This is a genomic window from Faecalicatena faecalis (assembly GCF_012524165.2).
Taxonomy (GTDB): Bacteria; Bacillota; Clostridia; order Lachnospirales; family Lachnospiraceae; genus Faecalicatena_A; species Faecalicatena_A faecalis.
Window position 1 is genome coordinate 35,263 of record NZ_JABACJ020000025.1, and the last position, 21,627, is coordinate 56,889.

General features: G+C 45.4%; 17 protein-coding genes. 3 read left to right on the forward strand and 14 right to left on the reverse strand.

What is annotated here, in order from left to right; translation table 11 throughout:
- Window positions 1-12: 12 nt before the first annotated feature.
- The 9 genes from HGO97_RS19380 to HGO97_RS19420 all read right to left on the reverse strand — a co-directional run bounded on the left by HGO97_RS19380 (window position 13) and on the right by HGO97_RS19420 (window position 12,097).
- Window positions 13-564, reverse strand: coding sequence for a LemA family protein (locus HGO97_RS19380; RefSeq protein WP_216244524.1), 552 nt, complete (start codon window positions 562-564; stop codon window positions 13-15).
- A gap of 924 nt (window positions 565-1,488) precedes the next feature.
- Window positions 1,489-2,922, reverse strand: a complete 1,434-nt coding sequence (gene purB / locus HGO97_RS19385; protein WP_216244525.1) for an adenylosuccinate lyase — start codon at window positions 2,920-2,922, stop codon at window positions 1,489-1,491.
- A 121-nt stretch (window positions 2,923-3,043) separates the two neighbouring features.
- The gene (gene purC / locus HGO97_RS19390; protein ID WP_109729305.1) at window positions 3,044-3,751 is read right to left on the reverse strand and encodes a phosphoribosylaminoimidazolesuccinocarboxamide synthase; all 708 of its coding nucleotides are present in this window, start codon (window positions 3,749-3,751) and stop codon (window positions 3,044-3,046) included.
- A 203-nt stretch (window positions 3,752-3,954) separates the two neighbouring features.
- The gene (locus HGO97_RS19395) at window positions 3,955-4,644 is read right to left on the reverse strand and encodes an amino acid ABC transporter ATP-binding protein (protein ID WP_281420008.1); all 690 of its coding nucleotides are present in this window, start codon (window positions 4,642-4,644) and stop codon (window positions 3,955-3,957) included.
- 11 nt (window positions 4,645-4,655) lie between these two features.
- Complete coding sequence (locus HGO97_RS19400; protein ID WP_216244526.1) at window positions 4,656-5,312, reverse strand: amino acid ABC transporter permease; 657 nt, start codon at window positions 5,310-5,312, stop codon at window positions 4,656-4,658.
- Between the two features lie 80 nt (window positions 5,313-5,392).
- On the reverse strand, window positions 5,393-6,244 hold the full coding sequence (locus HGO97_RS19405; RefSeq protein WP_216244527.1) for an amino acid ABC transporter substrate-binding protein: 852 nt from the start codon (window positions 6,242-6,244) through the stop codon (window positions 5,393-5,395).
- Between the two features lie 316 nt (window positions 6,245-6,560).
- Window positions 6,561-7,328, reverse strand: a complete 768-nt coding sequence (locus tag HGO97_RS19410) for a hypothetical protein (RefSeq protein WP_216244556.1) — start codon at window positions 7,326-7,328, stop codon at window positions 6,561-6,563.
- Window positions 7,303-8,586 carry a DUF5716 family protein gene (locus HGO97_RS19415; RefSeq protein WP_216244528.1) on the reverse strand — a complete coding sequence of 428 codons (1,284 nt, stop codon included), beginning with the start codon at window positions 8,584-8,586 and terminating at the stop codon, window positions 7,303-7,305. Before HGO97_RS19415 ends, HGO97_RS19410 begins: the two co-directional genes overlap by 26 nt.
- 220 nt (window positions 8,587-8,806) lie before the next feature.
- Entirely contained in the window at window positions 8,807-12,097 is a 3,291-nt protein-coding gene (locus HGO97_RS19420; protein WP_216244529.1) for a DUF5717 family protein, read from the reverse strand.
- A 336-nt stretch (window positions 12,098-12,433) separates the two neighbouring features.
- Between HGO97_RS19420 and HGO97_RS19425 the strand changes: the two genes are divergently transcribed.
- Window positions 12,434-13,528 carry a pyridoxal phosphate-dependent aminotransferase gene (locus HGO97_RS19425; protein WP_216244530.1) on the forward strand — a complete coding sequence of 365 codons (1,095 nt, stop codon included), beginning with the start codon at window positions 12,434-12,436 and terminating at the stop codon, window positions 13,526-13,528.
- 359 nt (window positions 13,529-13,887) lie between these two features.
- Here the strand turns inward: HGO97_RS19425 and HGO97_RS19430 are convergent, their stop codons facing one another.
- Window positions 13,888-14,232, reverse strand: coding sequence for a cupin domain-containing protein (locus tag HGO97_RS19430; protein ID WP_216244557.1), 345 nt, complete (start codon window positions 14,230-14,232; stop codon window positions 13,888-13,890).
- Window positions 14,233-14,244: 12 nt separating this feature from the next.
- A complete protein-coding gene (locus HGO97_RS19435; RefSeq protein ID WP_216244531.1) occupies window positions 14,245-14,691 on the reverse strand; it encodes a GNAT family N-acetyltransferase in 447 nt (148 codons plus the stop codon).
- A 260-nt stretch (window positions 14,692-14,951) separates the two neighbouring features.
- Here HGO97_RS19435 and HGO97_RS19440 point away from each other — a divergent pair, with 260 nt between their 5' ends.
- Both HGO97_RS19440 and HGO97_RS19445 read left to right on the forward strand, forming a co-directional pair.
- Window positions 14,952-15,488, forward strand: coding sequence for a phasin family protein (locus HGO97_RS19440; protein ID WP_216244532.1), 537 nt, complete (start codon window positions 14,952-14,954; stop codon window positions 15,486-15,488).
- A 68-nt stretch (window positions 15,489-15,556) separates the two neighbouring features.
- Window positions 15,557-17,170, forward strand: coding sequence for an ABC1 kinase family protein (locus HGO97_RS19445; protein WP_246597607.1), 1,614 nt, complete (start codon window positions 15,557-15,559; stop codon window positions 17,168-17,170).
- A gap of 76 nt (window positions 17,171-17,246) precedes the next feature.
- Here HGO97_RS19445 and HGO97_RS19450 read toward each other — a convergent pair whose 3' ends face one another.
- The 3 genes from HGO97_RS19450 to HGO97_RS19460 form a co-directional block, all read right to left on the reverse strand.
- Window positions 17,247-19,325: a transglutaminase domain-containing protein gene (locus tag HGO97_RS19450; RefSeq protein ID WP_216244533.1), complete on the reverse strand. Its 2,079-nt coding sequence runs from the start codon at window positions 19,323-19,325 to the stop codon at window positions 17,247-17,249.
- An 85-nt stretch (window positions 19,326-19,410) separates the two neighbouring features.
- Window positions 19,411-20,481, reverse strand: coding sequence for a DUF58 domain-containing protein (locus HGO97_RS19455; protein ID WP_216244534.1), 1,071 nt, complete (start codon window positions 20,479-20,481; stop codon window positions 19,411-19,413).
- 15 nt (window positions 20,482-20,496) lie between these two features.
- Window positions 20,497-21,444 carry an AAA family ATPase gene (locus HGO97_RS19460; RefSeq protein ID WP_216244535.1) on the reverse strand — a complete coding sequence of 316 codons (948 nt, stop codon included), beginning with the start codon at window positions 21,442-21,444 and terminating at the stop codon, window positions 20,497-20,499.
- Window positions 21,445-21,627: the final 183 nt, after the last annotated feature.

Here is a 21,627-nt window from a genome sequence, read left to right on the forward strand (position 1 = left end):
TCCTTGATGAGATTAAAAAGAAACCTTCACATTCTCTCTCTGGTCTGCCTCTGTCACTTCATACAGTGCTTTCCTCTTAAATCCAAAGATCGCTGCCACCACATTCCCCGGAAACATCTCGATCTTCGTATTAAAGCGATTCACCACGCCGTTGTAGTATCGTCTGGAGCCTGCAATCTCCTCTTCAATCCGTGAAAGCTGCTCCTGGAGCTGCAGGAAATTCTGGTTCGCCTTCAAATCTGGATATGCCTCAGACAATGCGAACAGTGATTTCAAAGTACCACTTAAGATATTATCCTTCTCGATTTTTTCCTCCACTGTGGAAGCATTCATCGCAGCATTCCGTGCAGAAATCACCCTCTCGAGCGTCCCTGATTCATGCTTCGCATATCCTTTGACCGTCTCCACATAATTGGGAATCAGATCGTATCTCTTTTTCAGCGAAACATCCATTGCTGAAAACGCCTCTTCTGTCTTGTTCCTCAGCGTGACAAATCCATTATAGGAAGTCACAAGCCAAATCACAATGATGATTACAATAATAAGAATAATCCATACTGCCATATAATCAGCCTCCTTTTCTATCATTGTACCCCATCCCATCCAATGCCGCAAGAAAGTTTTTATGATTACGAGGGGGGAGTATGAAAGGTGAAAGGGGGACGCCGAAGAGGAAGGAGCAGGGCGGGGGCGTACCAGGAAAGGGGGGCAGGGGCTGACGCTTAGTGAAGAATCACTTGGTGTCAAAGAGGGGAAACCTGTGGGATCGGACGGATTCACTGTGAAAGCCGATGCTTTCACAGCTCAGCCGTCCTCGCAGATTGATTCGGTAATCAATCTGCGCCCACAGGATTCTCCTCTTTGACACCAAGTGTTTCTAATCACACGCTGAATGCCGCCTGTCCCCCTCCCCTGGTACACCCCCGCCCTGCTCCTTCCTCTTCGGCTCGGCTCATCAAATCAGAAGTGCCCCCTAGTAATCGGTGGGAAACTTAGGCTGGGAAGCGGATTAATTCGCCAGGTGGAAGATTCTACCTGGAGATGGATGGATGCTTTTGTATCATTCATCAATTTTTCTTCCTCCTGCCTCTCAATCACCATCCGGTCTCCCGCTCCCGTACCGGCGCAGATTTTATCTGCCGCCCACCTTGGATGAGCGCAGCTTTCGAAAAGCGGGACAAGACGACTCCAGGGGTGCCTGTGCTGGTTGGAGTACATCTAGCGAGATTAGCAGCAGTTAGGGAAAATACAAAAAATCAGGTGGATAAAAGTTGTTCTCCAAAACAACTTTTAAAGCCGGCTGAGCCGTCTACTCATCAGAGTAGGCGGTGAATCCGGCTGGTTCCGCCTGATTTTTCGTATTTTCTCTTACTGCTGCTTATCGCAGCGCTCTGTATTCCAACCAGCGCAGGCACCCCTGACGCCGTCTTGTCCCGCTTTTCGAAAGCGACCCACTTAAATCAACCCTCCCGGCAGCTAAAACCTCACCTACACATTAATTTCTGCTTTTACGCCTAGGATTTCTTTGTTTTCTTCCAACAATGGATGAATGACATTCTTTAAGTATGCCTCCACCTGTTCTTTTGCACGTCCTACGTATTTTGCAGGATCCATCGTCTTTTGGAGGTCATCCAGGCTCATGTTGAAGGCTTCATCTGCTGCGATCAGTTCTAGCAGGTTGTTGTCCAAGCCTTTTTCTTTGACGTTCTTTCCAGCTTCCATGGAAAGCTCACGGATTCTCTCGTGCAGTTCCTGTCTGTCTCCACCGGCCTTTACGGCATCCATCATGATGTTTTCGGTTGCCATGAATGGCAGCTCGGACATCAGACGTTTCTCAATGACTTTCGGATATACAACAAGACCATCCACAACATTTAAGCACAGATCCAGGATACCATCAATTGCCAGGAATCCTTCCGGTACACTTAAACGCTTGTTAGCGGAGTCATCCAGAGTCCTCTCGAACCACTGGGTCGCAGATGTGATTGCAGGGTTCAATGCATCGATCATCACATATCTGGATAGGGAAGCAATTCTCTCGCTTCTCATCGGATTTCTCTTATATGCCATGGCAGAGGAACCGATCTGTGACTTTTCAAATGGTTCTTCTACCTCTTTTAAGTGCTGGAGCAAACGGATATCATTGGAGAACTTGTGTGCACTTGCAGCGATTCCTGCCAGTACGTTCAGTACCCTTGTATCTACCTTTCTGGAGTAGGTCTGCCCGGAAACCGGATAGCAGGCTTTGAATCCCATCTTCTGTGCGATCATCGGATCGATCTTGTCGATGGTCTCTTGATCTCCGTCGAACAATTCAAGGAAGCTTGCCTGTGTTCCTGTTGTTCCCTTAGAACCAAGAAGCTTTAAGCTGCCAAGAACATAATCCAGATCTTCTAAATCCATCTCAAATTCCTGCATCCACAGTGTTGCTCTCTTACCAACAGTCGTCGGTTGTGCAGGCTGGAAATGTGTGAAAGCCAAAGTTGGCTGTGCCTTATATTCATCCGCGAACTTCGCCAGTTCTGCGATGACATTCACCAACTTCGTGCGGACCAATTTCAATGCCTCAGACATCACGATGATATCTGTATTATCTCCTACATAGCAGGAAGTTGCCCCTAAATGGATGATTCCTTTTGCCTTCGGGCACTGTACACCATAAGCATACACATGTGACATAACATCATGGCGCACTACCTTTTCACGCTCTTTCGCCACATCATAATTGATATCCTCAGCATGTGCCTTTAATTCCTCGATCTGTTCTTCTGTGATATTCAGTCCCAGCTCCTTCTCTGTCTCAGCAAGAGCGATCCAGAGTCTTCTCCATGTCCTGAATTTCTTGTCCGGTGAAAATATATACTGCATCTCTTTGCTGGCATAGCGCTCAGAAAGAGGGCTGACATAACGATCCGTACTCATAAATGTAATCTCCTATTCGTTTCTTAATATATGATTGTTCCGGGAATACTCCTGAATTTTGTCCATTTGTATATCAGCCGCGTATTTGGGTACGCGGCTGGTATTGATTTATCTCTCTATCTTATTTGATGCCGATACGTTTGAAAACTTCCTGATAAGCATCCTCTACATTGCCCATGTCTCTGCGGAAACGGTCTTTGTCCAGCTTCTCATGAGTCTCTTTATCCCACAGTCTGCATGTATCCGGTGAAATCTCATCAGCCAGGATGATGTCTCCGTGGAATCTTCCGAATTCAATCTTAAAGTCAATCAGCTCAATGCCTGCCTCATCAAAGAACTTCTTTAATACATCATTTACCTTAAATGTATATTCTGTGATTTTATCGATTTCTTCTCTTGTTGCTGCTCCGATAGCAATTGCAAAGTAATCGTTGATCATCGGATCGCCGAGATCATCGTCTTTATAGCTGAATTCCAGAGTTGGTGCAAGTAACTTTCTTCCCTCTTCGATTCCCAGCTTCTTAGAAAAGCTTCCTGCTGCCACATTACGCACAATCACCTCAAGCGGAACGATCTCTACTTTCTTTACTGCTGTCTCACGGTCGCTTAATTCCTCCACATAGTGTGTCGGCACGCCTTCTTTTTCCAGGACCTGAAAAATGTAGTTGGTCATACGGTTGTTGATCACACCTTTTCCAACGATTGTTCCTTTTTTCTCTCCGTTAAATGCTGTAGCGTCATCTTTATAGTCTACGATTACAATATCTGGATCCTCTGTAGAAAACACTTTCTTTGCTTTTCCTTCGTAAAGCTGCTCTAATTTTTTCATACGTTTACACCTATCCTTCTTGTATTTTTCGTGATTGATATAGTACGACCATCTTTTGTATCAGGTAAAATTGTGGTCTTGCACACTGATTATAATACAAGGCAGAGGGAAAATCAATATACCCTCTGCCTTGTATCATCTAATGTTCATTATTTATTTTCGCAGTTATATATAAGCATCACTTATATTATATCGCCTATTTATCAATATTCTTCTGATAGTTTTCCAAGGAATTCCCTCATTCTCGTATTATCAGAACTGAATACCTCCTCCGGCGTCCCCTGTTCTGCAATGACGCCCTTATCCATAAAAATAATCTGATCTGCCACATTTCTTGCGAAATTCATCTCATGTGTTACGATCACCATGGTCATATGCTCCGCTGCCAGATCCTTGATGACTTTCAGGATTTCCCCTGTCAGCTCCGGGTCCAAAGCAGAGGTGGGTTCATCAAAAAAGAGAATTTTCGGATTCATAGCCAGTGCCCGCGCGATGGATACTCTCTGCTGCTGCCCGCCCGATAATTGATATGGATAGGCGTTCTCCTTATCTGCCAGCCCCATCTTCTCAAGCAGGACCCTTGCCTCTTTATATACCTCATCCTTATTCCGTTTCTGCACCTTGATAGGAGCATCCGTAATATTCTTTAATACTGAAAAATGTGGGAACAGGTTAAAATTCTGGAATACCAGCCCATATTCCCCCTCGTAATGGATCTCGCCCGCATCCGGCGTCTCCAGATTCGTTGCACAGCGCAAAAGTGTGGATTTACCAGAACCAGAAGGGCCGATAATTGCAAGGACCTCCCCTTCCTCCACTGTCAGGGAAATGTCTTCCACCACTCCAAAGCCGTCAAAACTTTTCTTGATATGCTTCATCTCCAACAAACTCATGACATTTCCTCCTATTGATAGTAATTCAGCTTCTTCTCGATGCCTTCCATGATGACCGCTACGACCAGGTTAAAGATATAATAGAAAACACCGGCTGCAATCAGCGGTACTACAGAGGTCTGTGCAGTTGAGATCTGTTTGGCTGTGGTAAACATCTCTGCCACCGCAATCGCAAATGCCAGGGACGTATCCTTTACAAGAGTAATGACTTCATTTGTTACAGAAGGCATGATCCGTTTGATCACCTGTGGGAAAATAATACGGAAAAAAGTTTGAACTCTGCTGTAGCCTAAAAGCTTTGCCGCCTCGTACTGTCCGACGGGCATGGACTCGATCCCTCCGCGGTATATCTCCGCAAAATAGGCCGCATAGTTGATTGCAAACGCGATCAAGGTTGCTGTGATCCTGTAGCTCATAGTAATCTGAATTCCAAATATGTAATACGGCCCGAAATAAACTACCATAAGCTGCAGCATGAGCGGGGTACCGCGCATTATAGAAATATACGCTTTTGTGATCCACTGGATCGGTTTGATCTTAGACATCCTTCCGAATGCCACAATCAATCCCAACGGCAGGGAAAACAAAAGTGTGGAAAAAAATATTTCAAGCGTGACCAACATACCGCCTGACATCTGGCTTACCATCGCCATAATACTAATTTTCATTGATTCATCCTCCGGGTTCTTAACTGGATAAAAGGCCAGAGATGAATCCCGGCCTTTTACTCATCTTATTTTTACTTTTCTTACTTTCCTAAGCAGACAGACTCTTCAACGCCCCACTTTTCTGCGATCGTCATGAATGTTCCGTCTTCTGCCATCTCATCTAATGCCTTCTGTACCTGGTCTCTTAACTTTTCATTCCCCTTCTTGAATCCAATTGCATACTGTTCAGAAGAAATCGGTTCCTCCAATGCTGCATATCCGCCGCCTCTGGACTCGATCTGATACTTGGAAACTCCAACATCCATAGCAACGGCCTCCGCTGCGCCAGCTTCCAGATCCATGAATGCTGTGTTATAATCCGGCACCTGTGTCAGACTTGCAAAGGTTCCTGCCAGCTCTTTCTGATCTCCCTCCAGAGCCGCCAGGGCTGAGGAATCTGCCTGTACTTCCACAATCTTTCCTGCCAGATCTGCCAAGGTTTTGATTCCTGAGCTTTCCGCAACAACCACAACCTGGCTGTTATCTACATATGGATCTGACCATGTATATTCATCCTCACGTCCATCCATCGTAAAGCCGTTCCAGATACAGTCGATGGTACCGGAATTCAGTTCCATATCCTTTGCATCCCACTCGATTGGCTGCTTCACAAGTTCCCATCCGTTCCTGTCACAGACTTCCTGTGCCAGATCTAAGTCAAAGCCTACATATTCCCCATTATCATCTTTATAGCCGTAAGGAGGGAAGTTGGCGTCAAAACCAAGAACAAATTTATCTCCCTTTTCTTTTTCCTCATTAGCAGCCTCTGTCTTTGCTGCCTTCTTATCAGAGTCACCGGAATCCTTTGAATCCGCTTCTTTTCCTCCGCATCCTGCCAACGCAGTCGTTAACATCAGTGTCGCTGCCAGAGCTAATGCCAGTTTTCTTTTCATAAGTTCGTCCTCCCTTGCGCGGCGCTTTATTATTTTACCAATTGATTACTTTACCACGCTAAATCACTTCGATATAATATCATATTTCCCTGCTAATGTCAAGAATGTAGGGAAGGGACTTTTCTGAATCTGCTCGCCGTAATTCAGGTCACTATTAAGGTAGATATGAATGTTGAGAATGGTCGGATGCCTGTCTCAACGAACGAAACAGGCGCTTAGCTTAAACTCTGATAACTAAGAAAGGGAACAGACTGTATACATACAGTGTCTGTTCCCTTTTTATACGCAGTCTGACTTTCGTCTCCTTTTACTATCCTTAGATATGGCTCCGCCGGTACTGCTGTTTCCACTTTTCCAGCATAATGTTACTCGGCTCCATTTGCAGATGTTCTTTGATATCTTCCATCTCCTGCCTCATCTGTGAGTTGATTTCTACGTAATCGTCATGTTTGGTCAGAAGAATATGATACTCCTCCAGAGACATATATTTGTAAGATGCATAAAGATATGGCTTAAGCAGTGCTTTATCCTCGCAGATCTGGTAAGCTCTGTCATACATCCTGGCCGATTCCTGATACAGGAATAACCTTCCATATGCGGCACCGAGTCCTGCATATATCTTCCCATAGAACTTGGGGTCTACGCTCTCATCAGGTTCTTCATTCAAAATAGCCTGATACACAAGTATAGCCTCCTCAATCTCACCGCTCTCTAATAGGTTGTCGCCCTTATATTTCTGGCGTTCAATATCCTTCTGGTTCTTCAATCGCTCTAATACATTCTGGATGCGAATCATCTCTGGCTCCCTGAATATCTTCGAGCTTTTCAGAATCGTAAGTACAAACTTCTCCACCGAACCATGCAGACGAATCACATCTCTTAGATTCCCCGCAAGTGTGGCAAGCCCCAGTTCCTCCTCCAGCCAGTTGCAGAGCTGGTCATTCATGATCGTGTAATCAATCAGGTAGAGATTATTGCACAGATAATAGCACAATTCTTCAATTGTATATATTTTGCAATGAATCCTCGTAATTTCATAAGGATGCGTTGCATGTCTGTCATGACAAAGAATTAAACTTCCCATCATTGCCTCCTAAGTGAATAATCTTCTCTTCCTGAAAATCTGTAGGCAGGAAAAATTCCCCGAAGCCTACATCTCTTGCTGTAATCTTGCATGTCTTCTCATCCAGAAACAGCGTTTCTAACTGCAGCCTCATGGAATACTCTCCGCGTTTCGGAAAATTCTCCAGAGGAATCACTTCTGTCTTCAAAGTTCCCTGGACAAGAGATTCTACATGTAGCTCGATATCCTCCACATCCTCCAAAAGGACTTCCCACTGGTTGTTTGATTCATACCAATGCGCGCCCCAGGATACGATCGGATACCACATTTCCTGTCCATCCACCCGCATATTGACTGTAATCTGGTCAGTCAGCTTTGACTCAGACAAATATACCGGGTCTTCGATGTGCATGTACATCTTGCGGTATGCTGTATAGCAGGCCCCCTTGCTGTAAAGGTTGTTCCCGATAAACGCCCGCCTTCCATTACAAAGCACGCGCAGAGATGTCGGATACCAGTTATTTTCAAATCCTTCCCCCGTCAAAAAGACTGAAGAAACAATACGTTTATCAAAAACTCCCTCAATAAACTTCCTGAACCGCATATCCGCTTCCTTCGCTTTATCTTCATTCAGCACGGGATAGACAGCAGCCAATTCTTTCATATGTGCGCTTGCCACCTCATCCACAGTGACAAACGTCGTCTTTCCACCGCCTAATCCCGGTTTCAGCCGGCGCAGCATATAAGCCTTGATCTCATTCCTGTCACAGCAGAACAGGGCCGCCTCATACTGCCATAATTCTTTTGGTTGATAAAACAGATAGTTGCAGAAACTTTCTTTGTAATCCTGAATAAAAATATGACGCTTATCAATGTTCATACGCACTGCAATTCCCCGCAGGAGCTGTGCCAGTTCCTCTGTCAGCTCCGGCACGCTGAACACAATCCCGTCAATCTGCGGAAAAGACTGCAGTGACATCTGCACAAATTTGGACAGAAGCCAGACTGCATCATAAGTCTCCTCCCCAAACTCAATCTTCTCCCCTGCCAGGCTCTTATCCAGAAGTCTCGTGACTGTAAAACCTTCCTTGATTGTCACAAGACGCTTCGCTTCCTTACCATAAGCCCAAGTATCCCTAAGCTTTCCGATGATCAGCGGAATCTGATAATTATCCGCATCCACCTCCATAGTCTCCGGTTCAAGCTGCTGCTCATTATAGAAACTAATCTGGCAGGTCTTCTCATTAATCTCATACCCAATAATATTGCCGTGTCCCATACTAGCCTCCTGCTTATGTCACTTAGGCTTGGTCTTTTCAAGCCTTATGTGACAAAGTACATCCTGTCGACTTGGCTCGGTACTTTCGAGCCTTAGTGACATGGATGTTTCCTCCTGCTTATGTCACTTAGGCTTGGTCTTTTCAAGCCTTACGTGACAAAGTACATCCTGTCGACTTGGCTCGGTACTTTCGAGCCTTAGTGACATGGATGTTTTATTTCTAATATTGTTCAAACATGTGTGCCGCAATCGCGTCCTCCGCCGCGTAAGCCTTCATTTTCATTTCCTTCTCCCGGCCTTCACTTAAAAGGATATCATTCAGACGTCCATATCTTCCTGATTCTCCCTGCGTCACTTCTTTTACACAGCTTTCCTTATCACTCCGGTAAGTATTGCCGTCTATCGTTTCCTTAAAGTAATATTTCAGCTTTTCATTTGAGAACAGTACGAACTTCTTCACATAGAGATTCTCATACATTGGCGTCAGCACCTCTGTGGAGTAATCCACGGCCTCCGTCTCTCCTTTTTGCAGCTGATAATACAGCATGACCCTGCTGCCTTTTTGTCCCTTGTACTCAATCAAGGTCTTGTCCCACAACTGCAGCTCTACCAGCCAGTCCTTCTCATATGCCAGGAAGAATGGGAAATAAATCTGTTTTCCGCACAGCTCCTGCAGGAACTTCTTTAAGGTCTTACGAATCGTGGAATTATATTCCCTTGTAGAATAATATTTCAGGACCGCGATCTTACTGATATCTATCGTATCCTCGCCCTTCTCATACTCACGGCAGATAATATCGATCACACTCTTACTGATCTTGCGCTCTTCCACCACATAACCTCTTGCCATATATGCCAGATAAGCCTGCTGTAGGCGGAAATAAGCACCCTCCGCGTAATACTCCTCAAACACCTGTACCTCTGCAAATAATTCTTCTGAGAAAAGCATCTGGGTCAGAATCCGCTCGCCCAGCTTATGGGTGTGCACTTCATATTCCCGTGCCTCCCGCCAGAGCTGTTTCATATCCGACGTCGCGCCGCAATAATAGTTGGACAGGTAGGTCAGAATCACCTTGTCATACTGTCCCTTCTTAAATAATTCAAAACAGATATAGGTCAGGAAATCATCATTTTCATAATTATTTTCCCGGATCGTCTTGCTGCACAGTGCGAATAACTCATCCTCTTCATAGCTCTCCACACCGCGTTCTCTTACCACCTCCAGCGTCAGAGGCTCTTCTTCCTCCTCCATCCGGTTGAGGCGCATGCTGTTCAAATACTTCTTGCACATATCCATGTACCGCAGTTCATAGAACAGCCTCCGGCTCTCGTAAGGGATGGAATCCGTAAAATGTCTTCCGTCTCTGGCCTCCCATACAAGCCTGTCCGTCTTTGCATACAAAAACACCTGGGTACCGCGGTCCGTATAAGGTACCTTCTGCGTAATCGTGCCGTTATCCGAAATGATGTGGATGAACTTCATGTTCGGCACCTTCGTTGTTATCTCATAAGCGTGGCAGATATCATACAATGCCTTGATCCGTTCTGGATTCATGGAACGCTCCGTCACAAAACGTTTGTAAATAATGCGCAGCTGTTCATCAATATGACGCCGTTCCAGTTGATTCCATGCGAAGGCTTCCATCTCATCACGGTAGTGCGCATAAATCTCACTGGATTCATCCTCATGTGTAATCAGATTCGAATACAGCAGTGCACACTTACGGTAGTCCAGATTATTTCCGTGCATAAAATACAGATATACCGACCTCGGGAGCGCCTTGTGGAAATGCTGCACCCGGATGGACGCCATATAATATTCATATAACTGCGCAATCTTTAGCTCTGATTCCACAGCTTTTTCGTACCACTTAAAATAGAGATTATCCACACAGTTCCCTTTAATAAGCAGCGTGCAGATCGCTGTCAGGATCATGGATTCCTCATACATCTTATAGGCAAGTACGAGTGTCTCATACAAATGCTTGTCAAAGCCTTTCAACTGGCTCGCCAGATTCGCTGTATACAATGCCAGTTCTTTCGTCATCAGCTTATATTTTGCGGCAAAATACAATACCCGTACTTCAAAAGTCCCCAGTTTTTTAAGGGAAGAACTCTTATCCCGGAAACACTTGAAGGCTTCCATATAAAACCAAATGCTATGACTCTTCTCTTCATCAAAATGCTGCTCCAGCACACGCAGCCGTTCACTGTATATCTTATACTCTGAATCCACATTCACAAGCATGCAGAGAATCATCCAGCTCTCTGGATGCTTCATATAGGATTTGGAAAGCTCCTCCGCCACCCTGCGCTGTCCGATGGAATCATTGCTCAAAAGAGTGGTCAGATACAGATAGTAAGAACTCATCTCCACGTTCTTACCGATTGCGAATCGGTTATAATTATAGGATTCCAGAATCCATTTTGCCTCCTCAAACCGTTTACCGAGAAGACAGATATGCGCATGCACAAGCAGATAAATCTCGTTTTTATTATCCCCCTCACGCAGATGCTCAATCTTCTTCAATGACTCATCCGTCCACGTATTCAAATCCATCCGTCCGGCTTCATAGGTCAGATAACGCTTCACGATGCTCGCGAACTCAAGGTCAGCGCTTCGGTAATCCTCCTCACGCTTCACATCTTTCTCCACCACAATTTCATAGACGAGAGTCTCGTACGGTGTCTCTAAAATGATCTGCCCAAAATTACTGCCCCGATGTAGCTGCTCTGTTGTAATAATATATTCCAGACGATAGGAATTCCCAATGAACTCCTCCGTCGTCAGCTTGGAATGCTCTACTGTCAGGAAATCCCCTACCGTATGCACATCAATTGTGAGATATCCCCACGTATTCTTTTTCACCGTCAGAGTCTCTTTGCGCGCCTCTTCCACTTCCATGAAAGCACGGCTCTCCTCCTCAAGTGTCAGGAAAATCTTTTCCTTCTGCTTGCAGCCGACAAGGAACTCCTCCAACGCCTGCTGATCCAGTTCCCATTTACGCATATTATCATACAGGGCCTGGATACGCTTATCTTCATATTTCAATATTTCATAAAAATCTCTGGAACGGAACAGTTTTTCCGCTTCTGCCGGATCTCTAAAGGAAAGCTTCTTAAAATCCTCCAGACTCTGAACCTTCCCATAACTTGTCATTACAAATGGCTTCTCGATGATTGCAGTAAATGCAACATCATATTCCCCACCATTGCAGACGATCGTAAACTTACCATGCTCAACATGTCCCGGCACGAGTCCGGAACCATCATATGTATAATAGATATTAACCGGGTTCCCATCAAAGCCCTGTTCTTCACAATGGACACGATAAGAAGAGGGATATACTAACCCTCTGATAGTCCCCTCACCTTGGTTCTGCAAAGAGAAACTCCCCTTATACATCTCCCCCTCACCAACACGCATAATAATCCGTGTCTCCGGGAAAATAATCTCTGGCTGTGAAATGTGAAAATCTCCTTTGGAAAGACGTTTAATTTTACTCTTCAAGTTCGTCACCTACTCATTTTCTTATGCTGCTTATGTAACTTAGACTTGGTCTTTTCAAGTCTTAGTTACAAAGTACATCCTGTCGACTTGGGCTCGGTCCTTTCGAGCCTTAGTGACATGGATGTTACCCTGCTCCCGTAACTTAGGTTTGGTTTTTTCAAACCTTAGTTACAAAGTACATCCTGTCGACTTGGGCTCGGTCTTTTCGAGCTTTGGTAACATGGATATGTTTTCGCTTTCTTGCTTTTTTTCATAAGCACGCTATAATGAATTATATCATCATTATAGTATTTCTTGCAACGGGTGAATGAAATTATTTGAAGGGGGATTGTATACATGAGTACAAAACCAGAATTTCACGGCAGTGACCTGGAAAAAATAGAGGAATATTACGGAATTCCAAAGGAATCCATCATCTCTTTCGGAGCTAATGTCAATCCACTTGGGCTTTCCGAAAACGTTAAGGAGGATATCCGGCAGAACCTGGACATTATCTCCTCCTATCCTGACAGAGAGTATCAATCACTGCGCCGCGCCATTGGAGATTACTGCAGTGTTTCTCCTGATCATGTTCTTGTAGGGAACGGTTCAACGGAATTAATTTCTCTGCTGATCGGACAGCGCTGTCCGAAAAAAACTTTGATACTGGGGCCGACTTATTCAGAATATGCCAGAGAGCTTTCCTTTTCAGACAGCACTCAGGAATATTATCATCTGACACCTGACAACGGGTTTTCCCTAGTTCTTGCAGACTTTTTAAAAAAATTGAAAGAAAGCTTTGACCTCTTAATTATATGTAATCCCAATAATCCTACCTCTTCTGTCATCAAAACAGATGATATGAGGCAGATTTTAGCAGCCTGCCTAGATACCAACACTTTTGTCATGATCGATGAGACCTATGTAGAATTTGCACCGGACATCAGCGAAGTTACTGCCATGTCCTTTGTTCAAGAATTTGACAACTTCATGGTACTGCGCGGTATTTCTAAATTTTTTGCCGCCCCCGGTCTTCGGCTTGGGTATGGTGTCACAAGCAATCAAGCCTTTCTTGAGCGCGTCAAGGAACATCAGATTCCCTGGTCACTCAACAGTATCGGTGCTTTTGCAGGGGAACGCATGTTGAGAGACCATGAATATATCAGTAAGACCCGTGATTTGATCTTAAGTGAACGCGACCGGATGCAAAAAGAATTAAAAAAGTTAAAGAATATCACCGTCTTCGATGCATATGCCAATTTCATCCTCATCCAGCTTCATAAGGATGGAATTACCGCGCCTGACGTTTTCGAAGCATGCATCAGACAGGGCCTTATGATTCGTGACTGTTCCTCCTTCCAATGCCTGGAAGGTGAATATGTAAGATTCTGCGTAATGATGCCAGAGGATAATACACGGCTCTTGCATATATTGAAGGAACTTCTAGGATAATTGCATTATAATATTTGCATTACAATCTTTGCATTATAATATCTATATTGAAATATAACACAGAGATATTAAAGCAAAGATTTAAAATAAAGATTTCGGCGGGCCGAAATCTCGCGACGAAGCGCGGCCGCTTGCGGCCATCTTCCTCTTGCGCGAAGTGCGCATCCCCCGGAGGGGTTTTATTATATAGGATAGTTCTTCGGACTTTCCTAATATAATAAAAAACATGCTCTGGAAATGTTCTTATTACATTTCCAGAGCACTTTTTTGTTCTGGCAAAATCAGATGCAATCTAAATATGTGAATAAACTTCCAGATTTCTAAGTCTTACCTTCTATATGCTGCCCGACATCCACACACTACTTCTTTAAGATCAAGGCTACAAATTCCAGGTCTTCACTTCCTGTATTCTTCATTCCATGGCCTTTTCCATCCTCGCAGAATGTCACATCTCCTGCCTCGACCGGAACTGCTTTTCCGTCGTCATCATACATTCCCTTCCCAGATAGGATATAATATGTCTCGGTCTCGTCATGATGTTCATGGTGTCCCAGCTCACAGTTCGGTTTCAGAATCACTTTAGAAAACATCTTACAGTGCTCACCTAACTGCTCCGGTGTAAGCAGGGCTTCCTTCATAATAAATCCGGCCCCTCCGTTCACTTTCTCCACAGTCTCCACACTACGTTCTCCTGCTTTTGTCATCATAAATTCCTCCTAAACTTCAAATTCTTTTATCATCTGCTTATAATCAAGCGGTTTATATCCCAGTCTTTCATAAAGTGCTGCTGCCCTGGTATTATCCTCTTCCACTTCCAGACGGAATCTGGCAACGCCTTCTTCCTTATGTTCCTCCACATAGGCAAAGAACTCGCTTCCCAACCCTTTGGAACGATATTGAGCTAAGATGTAAAGTTCCTCGAGCCAATAGACATGTCCGCCCGCCTCCTGAGAAAATGTCTTGGACACCAGACCATATCCTGCTGGCTCCCCTTCATATTCCAGGATAAATGCCTTTGCATAAGTCCCGCCATTCATACATTCCTCGAAAGTCCGCTCAAGGTAAGAATCTGGAACCGGATGCAGTACTGCCGGTGAATGGTAAAAATCATGTGCCATTTTTAAATAGAGTTCTCTGTCTTCCTGTTTCAATTCTCGTATCATAAAAACCTCCTGTCAAACACTCCTTTTTTGGAGAAATGAACCCCTTTGTACATAATCCTCCGATCTGTTTGTGTACTGTCGAATGGACATGTATTGCGGGATGCCCTTAGGGTATCACATTTCTACCAAAACTTCTAGGGAAATCCTAAGAGTTCCTTTACTATTTTTCTCCTTTTTTAAGATTTTTGTTGTCACCTTTGTGCTATAATATACTTATAAATTGACTTTATTTTTACCACACAAAGGAAGGATGGTGCTATATGGAACTGAACGAAGGATTAAAAAAGATATTTTTAGCAGGTGTAGGTGCTGTTGCCACTACGGCAGAGACTGCAAAGGATGTTGTAGACAACCTGGTCAAAAAGGGAGAACTGACCATGGAGCAGGGCAAGGTATTAAATGAGGAGCTCAAACAGAGCGCTAAAGAGAAGGTCAAAGAACACGTTTCCGTTACCGTTGTAAAGGAATATAAGGATGCCATGGCCGCTGTCGACCACATGACTGCCGAGGAGCTTGAGGCCCTGAAAGCAAAGATTGCGGAAGCTGAGACAGTCCGCGCTCAGAAATGTGAAGAACCGAATGAGGAAGCAGACGATAAGGCCGAGAAATGTACCTGCGGATGCGGATGCACAGAGGAAGCTGTTGCAGAGGAGACTCCTGATACATGCCAATGCAGCCAGGAAGATGCTCCTGAAGCTGTTTCGGAAAGTGAAGAGGCTTCTCAGGAGGAAGCTTCCAATCCCTGTGATGCTGCAGATGTGGATTCCAAGACTTGTAACGAGAACGCACCTCTGTAGTATTTCTTGAAGATCAGGCTGGAATCCTAAACTGATCACATACTGATAATCCAGACACGGAGCTTATTATGGAAGAAACGAAAGTAATGCAGGAACAAAATAATACAGAATCTCCCGCCTCCGACCGGAGGCTTAAGGAGATTCTGGGTGTACTGAGACGTCATCAGATCACACACGGTCTGACCCCGGTCAAGCTTAGGGAGATCCTAGAAGATTTGGGGCCTACTTATGTCAAGCTTGGGCAGATCATGTCCATGCGTTCGGACATGCTGCCGGAGCCCTATTGTAAAGAACTGACCAAGTTAAGGACAGAAGTAAAGCCTCTGTCTTTTTCTGTTGTTACCAAAGTACTGGAGGAAGAACTAAAGAAGCCGCTGACAGATGTTTTTTCTAATATTGAAGAAGTTCCTCTCGGCTCCGCCTCCATCGCCCAGGTACATCCCGCTGTTTTAAAAGATGGTACAAAAGTGGTAATCAAGATTCAACGGCCTGCGATCAAACAGACGATGCAGAATGATATACTACTATTAAAACGAGCTGCCGGAATCTTAAAGGTGGCTATTGGAACCGAGGATCTGATTGATTTTAAGACTATCCTGGATGAATTGTGGAAGACCACCCAAGAAGAAATGGATTTTATCCAGGAAGCCGCCAATCTGGATTTATTTTATGAGAATCAAAAGGACATCGTGTATGTCACATGCCCAAAGGTATTCCCTAGTCTGACAACACCGCGCCTTCTGGTGATGGAATATATGGATGGAGTTCAGATCGATGAGACAAAATATTTAACAGAAGCCGGATACGATATGACCGAGATTGGTCAAAAGGCTGCAGAGAATTACTGTAAGCAGATTCTGGAGGATGGTTTCTTTCATGCTGACCCGCATCCAGGTAATCTCTGGGTCGTGGGCGGCAAGATTGCCTGGCTCGATCTGGGGATGACCGGAAAGCTGACACAGCATAATAAGCTGCTTTTGAAAAAGGCGATCACTGCCATTCTGGAGGGTGATATCTATGCTTTAAAAAATGTGCTTCTGGCATTCGGGGAACCAAGGGAACGGGTGAATCATGCACGTCTGTACACAGATATCGACGATATTCTGAGTAAATATATGTCCATGGATTTTGGAGCCATGAAGCTAGGCGAACTCATTGAACGAATGCTGGAGCTGGTAAAAGAGCATAAGCTTGCAATCACCCCGGATGTCACATTACTGGGACGCAGCATGATCACCATGGAGGGAACTCTGGCCGCCTGCGCTCCTGAAGTAAATATTCTCCAAATCCTAAGGCTTCATATGTCCACTCTTCTATTGAAGGAATTGGATGTGAAAAGTCTGCTCAAACATAAAGGACGGCAATTCTACACATCCATGGACAAATCGCTGGATATTCCGGCTCAGCTTTCTGACCTTTTGAATATCACCAAAAACGGTCAGGCACAATTGAACTTACAGGTTGCCGATTCGGAGGAAATCCGCATGGATATCCTCCGGACGGCCAATCGTTTTATATTGAGCATCTTAGCAGTCGGCCTTTTTATCGGTTCCAGCTTAATCGTAGAATCCGCCTCTATGCCCACATGGTTCGGTATTCCATGGCTTAGCTTCATTGGGTATATCATATCAGGTGGACTGACCTTAGGAATTATATTCAGGATACTCTTTTCTAAGAAATAAAAAGGATATAAAAAGCCTGGTTTTTTGTATGTACCCTCCTTACTGGTTCTGTCCAATAAAGAGGGAACATATCATTTTACCCCAGGCTTTTAATATATCGATATTCTAATCGTTTGAGTCCGCTTTGCTTCCGGCCGACTTTCTTTACCATATCAGATACGATTCTAAACAGTTTTTCATGCTCCTCTTTACTTGGACATGACTGCCCGAACAAGGTCTGTAGAACAATCTGATGAATCCACTCCCATTCTTGTTCCGGGATCTCACCGATCAGTTGTTTCATCGTATGGAATGTTTTCGTGCTGACCGGATCAGATTTTTCCATTCCTAAAAACAGTGCAATCTCGTACAGACTCTCATACAGTTCCAGTATGCCTCTGCCCTGTCGGTACTTCCTGCATCTGAGAAATCTCTGCTTCCTGCGCACCGCTGACTGAAATAGAAAGAGACCTACTGCCAGGACGAGGAGAATCACTGCTGTCAGGACTTTTGTCAACACCTTTTGAACCACCGGCTCCTTTACCGGGGAATTCTCACTACTGTTCTGAGCTGGAGGAAGAACCTGCGGTTCCTTTCCCGTATATGGAAGTGTGTGCTCCCGGACCTTCCATCCATTTTCATAGGTCTCACACCATGCATGCCCCATATCCCCCGTGACTTTTGCCGCATAAGTTCCATCCGGCTGCTTCTCAAAGGCCGATGCCGGGATTGCATAGCCCTGGGCATATCTTGCCTGATAACCGAAGATTCGGTACATCAACGTCGCTGTGGTAGCGAAATGTACACAAAAGCCTCTTTTATTCTCAAACAAAAAATATTCAGCAAAATCTTGATCCTTTGGAGTCGGTCCCGGCTGATAATCATACACGGTCTGTTTTTCAAATTCCTGCTGGATGAAGCGTGCCGCATCCTCTATATTCTCCACCTTCTGCTCTTGGCAGAAAGAAATCAGTCGTTCCAAATTTTCTGGGTATTCACTGTATTTTGGGGATACATCATCCCCCAGTGCCTCCGGACTCCAAGAATTTCCGTCATAGCTTCCACCATATTCCTCTGGATAATAATACGTTCCCTTCGGGCGCTCAGAGGTCTTGACTATGATTCCATCTCCATCCCCCGGAGAAAATGCCGCGATTGCTTTTAGATTCTGCGTTTTGTCCGGCAGAAAACTTTCGTTGGATATTTGATCAGAAAGCGTAGTTCCCTGCTCTTTCTTCTCCTTTTCCTGTTCCGTCTCTTCTGCCGTCTTCTGCTCTTCCAAATCTGTTTTGTTCTGCTCTTCCTCTTTCTGCTTTTCGGGGCCTGTCTGGTCTGTTTTCTTCTCTTTCTTCTCAGAACTGCCCGTTAGATCCTCCAGTTTTTGAACGACATTCTTAGAAACCTCATTGCGTGCCTTCAAATAAATCCCATTTTCAGATCTTTTCATCGTTTCCAATGGCCTCACAGCCGCTGAACCAGCCAAAAGCAGAACAAGCATACACAGGCAGGCACACATTCCGCTTTTTAGTGCCATTTTCCCAGAATAGCCTCCACATACTGCAAAGTATATTCCTGCACTGAACAATAAGAACCAACAGGAGGAAAGTGTGATAAAATATCCTTCCACTGCCGCTAAGACAGCCGGTGCAAGTAAGGAAAGAAACACCAGGACTCTGCCCCGATTTTTTGTAATCACATAAGACCACATAAGAAGTAAGGGGACTATGGCAGCGGCCAATAAAAGTCCCTTCATCCACACAGGAACCGTCGGTTCCTGATAGAGCTTAAGAGGGATATCCCCCTCATTATGGACCCGCAGATAGGCATTGGCAATCGGATTCACCATCGCCACCAACAGCGTCTGTTTCTTCCAGAACCAGACAACACACATCCCTCCGCAGATCAGCAGACTGACTGCACGCTTCCAAAAGGATACCGCCGCCCACAGGCAGGCCAATACAGAAAAGAGAAGCAGAAAACCATACATCCACTTCTCATTCATGCGAATCGGGAATACAGACTGGAATCCCCTCTGCCAAGCCACCGCCAATAGCCAGACAAGCAGTGACCGCACCAAAAATAGCAGCGGTCCCCGTCCCCCGCCCGATTCCGGCACTTTTCTGTTCTTCACTTCATACAGACAGATCCCCGGCTGCCCCCTTCGATTGCTAATCATAAAATCCTCCTGCTTATGTAACTTAGGCTTGGTTTTTTCAAGCCTTAGTTACAAAGTACATCCTGTCGACTTTGGCTTGGATGTTTTACACTTGAAGTAATTCCTGTATCTCCCCATTTACTTTAATCTGTCCCTGTCCGTCTATTTCTATAGTACTGCTGAAATGGTCTCCCAAAAATGCATCCTCGTAAGCGATCTGCTCCATCTCATGGTTTTTATACGGCTCCATATCCAAAAGCCTCCATACCAGCTCATAGGCATCCTCTGCATTGCTGATCTTATATTTCACCACCCGTTCATTTTTCTCTTCGAACCAGGCCGCCATGTGAATGCACTTTTCTTCTGCAAGGGTCATACATAGAGAGGCAGCTTTCTCCAGCATACGGTCAAATCCCTCTGCGCTCATGCCCTCCTCTGGGAAATCCAGCCAGATCAGTACAACACAGCCCAATGGGAATCCCCGTTCCTTCACCATAAGCTCTCCCTCCTTTGCGGTCAGCTTCCAGTGAATGTCATGAACCGAATCCATGGGACGATATTCCCGGATACGATACGTCTCTGCCGGATCATCTCCGCCTTTTTCCATAGAATGTTCATCCGCATCTGCCAGGAACTCCCTTGTCCTTCTTGTTATTTCCAAGGGCATCAATTCAAATGCAGGCAGAATCCCAATCACAGCCTCTTCTCTAAGCCTGATCCGGCTGCTAAAAATCCCCAGGAAGTCATACACCCAGAGCTTTTCCAGACGAATGGACGTCCTTCCACAAAACGGGATGTCTAAAATGTATTCCTGTGACTTTATTCCATGGCTTTCTACCATTCCAGATAACCGCTTACAGACCTGCATCCCTTTTGCCCGCCCATTGAACAGACTGCTGCCCGCCCGGATTTCCACCCGGTAACGGGCACTCCAGACACGCGATGAATTCTTCACCCGGACCCGGATGCGGATCTTACCATGCTTCTCCCCCATGGAAGGCACTTTATACAATTCGGCTGCAATCCTTTTATTCATCCAGCGCAAATAGAAAAAGGAGAACACCGGATAAAGACACTCTAACACAAGGACTGCTGTCAATGCCGGCTCATCATACATCAGGAACAAATATGTGGTAGCCAGCACAACGGCCAGATAAATGCCAATCCTTTTTTTCATATCCTGCTCCTATTCTTAACGTTTTGAAACAGACGGCTTTTTGACCTCTTCCAGAATCTTCTCAAGAACATCCTCTTTTTGAATATGTCCGACCTTCGCCTTTGTGCTGAGCTGGATTCTATGCATCGCCGTACAGGAAAAAACATCCGTTACATCCTCTGGAATCACATAATTACGTCCCTTTAGAAACGCTCCTGCCCTGGACATCGCAGTCATCGCCACAGCCCCCCTGGGACTTAAGCCCATGGTGATCCAGTTCATCTCCCTGGTCTTCTTTGCCAACTGTGCGATATAAGTATAAATCACATCATGCACAAATACATTCTCCACTTCCTCCTGCGCCTGCAAAAGCCACTGTGCATTCATCACCTGCTCCACGGCATCCGTAGTCCGCCCCAGCTGATTCCGTTTCAGGATCTCGACCTCCTCCTTTACCGTCGGATAACCCATATTCACACAGATCATGAACCGGTCCAGTTGCGCTTCCGGTAACAGCTGCGTTCCTGCCGACCCGATTGGATTCTCCGTCGCGATCACGACAAACGGATTCCCCACAGGCCTGGTCACCCCGTCGACCGTCACCTGCCGTTCCTCCATCGCCTCCAGAAGAGCCGACTGCGTCTTCGGGGAAGTCCTGTTGATCTCGTCCGCAAGCAGCAGATTACACATCACGGCCCCCGGCTGGTAGACAAACGACTCTGTCGCCTTCTGATACACCGTGAACCCCGTCAGGTCTGCCGGCAGCACATCCGGAGTAAACTGGACCCTCTTCTCCTCAAGCCCCATTGCCCTGGAAAAAGCCAGCGCCATCGTCGTCTTCCCCGTCCCCGGAATATCCTCCACCAGAACATGTCCCCTGGCCAGGATCGCCATCATAATCTTCCCGATCACATCCCCCTTCCCGACCACAGCCTTCTTCACTTCCCGAACCACACCATCTACAGCATCCCTGTATTCAGACATAAAAATCCATCCCTTCCTAAAAAAGCACCCGATATCAGCCCCAATATTATCTATTGATTATACCATGAATACTAAGCTCGTAAAAGACCTCGCTAAGAATTCAGGTATATGTCTCCGTAGGCTCGAAATAACCTCGCCAACTTCGAGCATTATACCATGAATACTAAGCTCGTAAAAGACCCC

Excerpts from the sequence above, each read along its gene's own strand:
- HGO97_RS19430 (WP_216244557.1), bottom strand. The coding sequence starts at position 14,232 with ATGACAAAAGCAGGAGAACGTAGTGTGGAGACTGTGGAGAAAGTGAAC.
- HGO97_RS19460 (WP_216244535.1), bottom strand. The coding sequence starts at position 21,444 with ATGTCTGAATACAGGGATGCTGTAGATGGTGTGGTTCGGGAAGTGAAG.
- HGO97_RS19410 (WP_216244556.1), bottom strand. The coding sequence starts at position 7,328 with ATGGGAAGTTTAATTCTTTGTCATGACAGACATGCAACGCATCCTTAT.
- purC (WP_109729305.1), bottom strand. The coding sequence starts at position 3,751 with ATGAAAAAATTAGAGCAGCTTTACGAAGGAAAAGCAAAGAAAGTGTTT.
- HGO97_RS19455 (WP_216244534.1), bottom strand. The coding sequence starts at position 20,481 with ATGAAAAAAAGGATTGGCATTTATCTGGCCGTTGTGCTGGCTACCACA.
- HGO97_RS19405 (WP_216244527.1), bottom strand. The coding sequence starts at position 6,244 with ATGAAAAGAAAACTGGCATTAGCTCTGGCAGCGACACTGATGTTAACG.
- HGO97_RS19425 (WP_216244530.1), top strand. The coding sequence starts at position 12,434 with ATGAGTACAAAACCAGAATTTCACGGCAGTGACCTGGAAAAAATAGAG.
- HGO97_RS19435 (WP_216244531.1), bottom strand. The coding sequence starts at position 14,691 with ATGATACGAGAATTGAAACAGGAAGACAGAGAACTCTATTTAAAAATG.
- HGO97_RS19445 (WP_246597607.1), top strand. The coding sequence starts at position 15,557 with ATGGAAGAAACGAAAGTAATGCAGGAACAAAATAATACAGAATCTCCC.
- HGO97_RS19450 (WP_216244533.1), bottom strand. The coding sequence starts at position 19,325 with ATGATTAGCAATCGAAGGGGGCAGCCGGGGATCTGTCTGTATGAAGTG.
- HGO97_RS19415 (WP_216244528.1), bottom strand. The coding sequence starts at position 8,586 with ATGGGACACGGCAATATTATTGGGTATGAGATTAATGAGAAGACCTGC.
- HGO97_RS19440 (WP_216244532.1), top strand. The coding sequence starts at position 14,952 with ATGGAACTGAACGAAGGATTAAAAAAGATATTTTTAGCAGGTGTAGGT.
- purB (WP_216244525.1), bottom strand. The coding sequence starts at position 2,922 with ATGAGTACGGATCGTTATGTCAGCCCTCTTTCTGAGCGCTATGCCAGC.
- HGO97_RS19395 (WP_281420008.1), bottom strand. The coding sequence starts at position 4,644 with ATGAGTTTGTTGGAGATGAAGCATATCAAGAAAAGTTTTGACGGCTTT.
- HGO97_RS19380 (WP_216244524.1), bottom strand. The coding sequence starts at position 564 with ATGGCAGTATGGATTATTCTTATTATTGTAATCATCATTGTGATTTGG.
- HGO97_RS19400 (WP_216244526.1), bottom strand. The coding sequence starts at position 5,312 with ATGAAAATTAGTATTATGGCGATGGTAAGCCAGATGTCAGGCGGTATG.